The sequence below is a fragment of the Methylobacterium sp. J-078 genome (assembly GCF_022829285.1).
Classification (GTDB): Bacteria; Pseudomonadota; Alphaproteobacteria; order Rhizobiales; family Beijerinckiaceae; genus Methylobacterium.
This window is the reverse complement of the sequence record NZ_JAKSYI010000067.1, coordinates 1-3,462: the sequence shown is the minus strand read 5'-3', so window position 1 is coordinate 3,462 and position 3,462 is coordinate 1. Positions and strand designations below refer to the sequence as shown.

Genomic DNA, 3,462 nt, shown 5'->3' with positions numbered 1-3,462 from the left:
CGAGCAGGTCAGCGCCAGCACCTGCGCCAACGTTCGCGTGGAATGCGGTGGGGTGCCGGGCGGGCGGGTCTTGTCATGCAGCAGGCCCTCGACACCCTCCTCGGCAAAGCGTTGCTGCCAGCGCCAGACAGCGGGCCGACTGACGCCGGCCTGCCGAGCCACCTCCTGCACGTTCAAGCGCTCGGCTGAGAGCAGGATGATACGCGCCCGCAGGATGTGCTTCAGGGGGCGGGATCGATCGCCGGCGATCGCGGCAAGCGCTGACTGGGTGGCGGCGTCGAGGAGCACGCAGACGGTCTGAGCCATTGCCCAGACTCGCATGCATCGCCCGCCTCGTGAATCCTCTGACCCCGTCAGTGCACTAGCTGTTCAGTCCCGAGGTGAGATGGGTCGGATCGTATCTGAAGCGGCTTGGATCGTCTGCCCAGGCTCTGCAGGTCGCCTCGTATGGCGTGAGGCCGCGTAGGGTCTTGAGCCGCCGAGCGAAGTTGTAGGCATCCAAGAATGCGGCGAGGTGGTCTCGCAGCTGATCGTGGCTGTCGTAATGGTAGCGCTTGACCGTCGCCTCCTTGAGGGTCCGGTTCATGCGCTCGACCTGGCCATTGGTCCACGGGTGGTTTGGCTTGGTGAGCCGATGCTCGATGTCGTGCGCCCGGCAAATCTGGTCGAAGCGGTTGACGCGGTACAGGGCAGTCGGGCCGCGACGGTTCTTGGGCAGCTCGGCGAACTGGATGCCGTTATCGGTCAGGATGATGTGCAGGCGGTAAGGACAAGCCTCGATGAGCGCCTCCAGGAAGGCGCAGGCCACGGGCCGATCAGCGCGTTCGCGCAGCTGGGCGAAGGCGTATTTGGATGTCCTGTCGATGGCCACCCAGAGGTACAGCTTGCCTTCGCCGGTGCGAACTTCCGCGATGTCGATGTGGAAGAAGCCAATCGGATAAGCCTTGAAGGCTTGCTTACCGGGCTTGTCGCCGCCCACCTCAGGTAACCGACTGATCCCGTGGCGCTGTAGACAGCGATGCAGCGACGAGCGGGTCAGGTGCGGGATGGTGGCCTGGAGCGCGTACAGGCAGTCGTCGAGCGGCAAGAGGGTGTGCCGGCGGAAGGCAACGATGATCGCCTCTTCTTCGGTCGTGAGCACCGTCGAGCGCGGCGTCTTCGGTCCCATCACCGCGTCATGCACGAAGGCACGCTTGCGCCACTTCGCGACCGTCTTGGGGTTCAGTCCATGCTGTGCGGCAAGCTCTTTGAGCGAAGCTTTCGATCGCTGTAGTGCTGCTCTGACCGCGTGCGTGGTCGTGGCGCAGCCGTGTAGAACCTGTCCCATAACGCCTCCCGGTATGCAGCGACCTCAGCGAAACTGATGCCACCACACCGCGGGACTGCACAGCTAGCAGGGCGCGCAGGTAAGCCGCGGCCCGCCTGCGTGGCTCGGCTCGTCCAAACCGACCGCCGATCCGCTCCAGCACTTCATCCAAGCCTTGCGCCCCGCGCCGCATCCGCTCCCGTAACCCGCGTCATGGCTCACCTCCGCCACGACAACGCGCAAAATACGGCTGTAGTACTAGACCCAGGCGGACAGATCCTTCAGCCGCCAGCACACCTCGCCATGCCGGTCCGGGTCCGGCCCGTCCTCGATGACCTGCGCCAGCGTCTGACGCCGGGTTGCATCCAGCTTCCGTTTGTTTTGGCCTGGGGCCTTGCGCTAATTCAATCCATCCGGGCCAGCGGCGTTGAACGCCTGCAACCCAATCACGCACCGTTTACAGACCCACGGTCCCGGTCCGCACCGAATCCCTGCGGTTGGCGCCATCATAAATCATCGCCAGCGCCAACAATCGACGGCTCTGGCCGGCATCCAGGATCCCCCGGAGTCAGCAAACTCTCCCGGTCCGTCTCAGCGAATCACATCGCCCGCGCCGAATAACCCCGTGAGCCCCCCCTCATCGCCGATCCGCATGAGATCGTAAGAACCGACAGTGTACTCTCATGCACAAGTCGAATGCGTCAATGCTCTAGCTTCTTCCAAAGCCGAGCTGTTTCGCTAGATCGAATAAATATGCATCTTGAGCTTTGCGCATAGCGGGATAACTTCCAAGTTTGTTGCGTATTAAAGTATGTACATAAGCAACTTCGCCTAAGTGTCGGCGAGCTGAGATTTTATGTGTAACGCTGCTGGAATGGCGACGGTGGACGTTCAATGATTCAGCTACGTACCCCAATTTCGACCCAGGGGTAAGCAGACATTCAATGTACACGCGCCAATCGCCTGCTACACGGAGGCGGTTTAAATCCTCTGCTGACCTTTCAAGTGCGTCAAGAAGCGCCTTTCTGCGCCATAGCACCGAACTGACGTTTAGAATCGTGTTTTTGCACGAAAGAAACGCAACAACAAACTCGGGTCCGGAGTGAATACCTGTTGCTGCTAAAAGATCGCCTGTTGCGGAAGTGTAATATTCTGAATAACTGCCTTTCAATAAACTCCCATTTTCATCAACCGATTTGGAGTCGCAATATGTCAGCGCAACGTCTGGATCGTTTATTGCCAATTCAACAAGCTTTGCGACCTGCGCAGAATCAGCTTGATCGTCCGCTTCTGCGATCCAAACAAACTCACCAGAAACACGAGCAACTCCTGCGATCCATTGCTTAAAAACCAAACCGGAGTTCTTATCGTTAGCAACTAGACTATAATTGCCCTTTATCTCTTCGAACAAGGCTGTAATATGCTCCACGCTGCCATCTGTTGAAGCATCGTCGAGGACAACCACTTCCTTAATAGGATAGGTTTGGTCCGCGATCGATTTCAATCTGCTCCTCATGTAGCGGGAGTAATTATAGTTCGGTACGACCACCGATACCGTTCTCGCATTTATTTCACTAATGCTACGGCTTTTTTCTACATAACTCATCAGCTCGAATCTCCCAATGACCATTTTTTAAGTAGATTTTTATAAATAATGAATGATCTTAACTCCGGAGTTAATTGACGTTTTGTGAGAACGGATAATATACTGTTTTACTCCGCCATTCTAGCTTGCTTTGGAAGCTCATAAGCTTCATGTTTCGTAATGCATTTTTGTTGATCGCTTGAGCAGTAAGACAATTTTTTACGGTGGCGTAATTTTGTTTGTTTAATAGCCGCACGCTTAACCACAGGCAAATTCAATCGTCTATTCAATCAACATCGCTGCCAAAATTCCAGAGGCGTCGACGTACAATACATGAGAACTTTGCCATAAATGTGATACCTGCTCCGGCGCAAGGATTAACGACTGCGATCTCCACTTAGAAAGCCAAAAAAGGCACCCGCGGGGGCAGGTACAACCATGCTCTCTGCCTTTGTCGTGTAGGTAGTGACTCCCGAGCCCTATGCAGTTCTTGAGAAAGTGCCGGCAGAAGGCGGAGGTAGAACGCACTTTGGAGCGCGCTGGATCTAAATTACCGTGGGGGGGGGGGGGG

The 3,462-nt window shown here is 56.5% G+C and carries 3 protein-coding genes and 2 pseudogenes; all 5 read right to left on the bottom strand.

Annotated elements, in window-relative coordinates:
- Nucleotides 1-306: helix-turn-helix domain-containing protein (locus tag MKK58_RS10540; RefSeq protein WP_243912030.1), on the bottom strand; the 306-nt coding region annotated here is incomplete at its 3' end.
- Nucleotides 307-361: 55 nt separating this feature from the next.
- Complete coding sequence (locus tag MKK58_RS10535) at nucleotides 362-1,327, bottom strand: IS481 family transposase (RefSeq protein WP_243912029.1); 966 nt, start codon at nucleotides 1,325-1,327, stop codon at nucleotides 362-364.
- Between the two features lie 49 nt (nucleotides 1,328-1,376).
- Nucleotides 1,377-1,521, bottom strand: a pseudogene (locus MKK58_RS10530) (IS701 family transposase); the annotation flags it as partial.
- A 46-nt stretch (nucleotides 1,522-1,567) separates the two neighbouring features.
- Nucleotides 1,568-1,859: pseudogene (locus MKK58_RS10525) on the bottom strand (helix-turn-helix domain-containing protein); the annotation flags it as partial.
- A 156-nt stretch (nucleotides 1,860-2,015) separates the two neighbouring features.
- Complete coding sequence (locus MKK58_RS10520) at nucleotides 2,016-2,912, bottom strand: glycosyltransferase (RefSeq protein ID WP_243912028.1); 897 nt, start codon at nucleotides 2,910-2,912, stop codon at nucleotides 2,016-2,018.
- Nucleotides 2,913-3,462 lie beyond the last annotated feature (550 nt).

Bases quoted from the DNA above. Each gene is read 5' to 3' on its own strand.
- MKK58_RS10535 (WP_243912029.1), bottom strand. From the start codon at position 1,327: ATGGGACAGGTTCTACACGGCTGCGCCACGACCACGCACGCGGTCAGA.
- MKK58_RS10520 (WP_243912028.1), bottom strand. From the start codon at position 2,912: ATGAGTTATGTAGAAAAAAGCCGTAGCATTAGTGAAATAAATGCGAGA.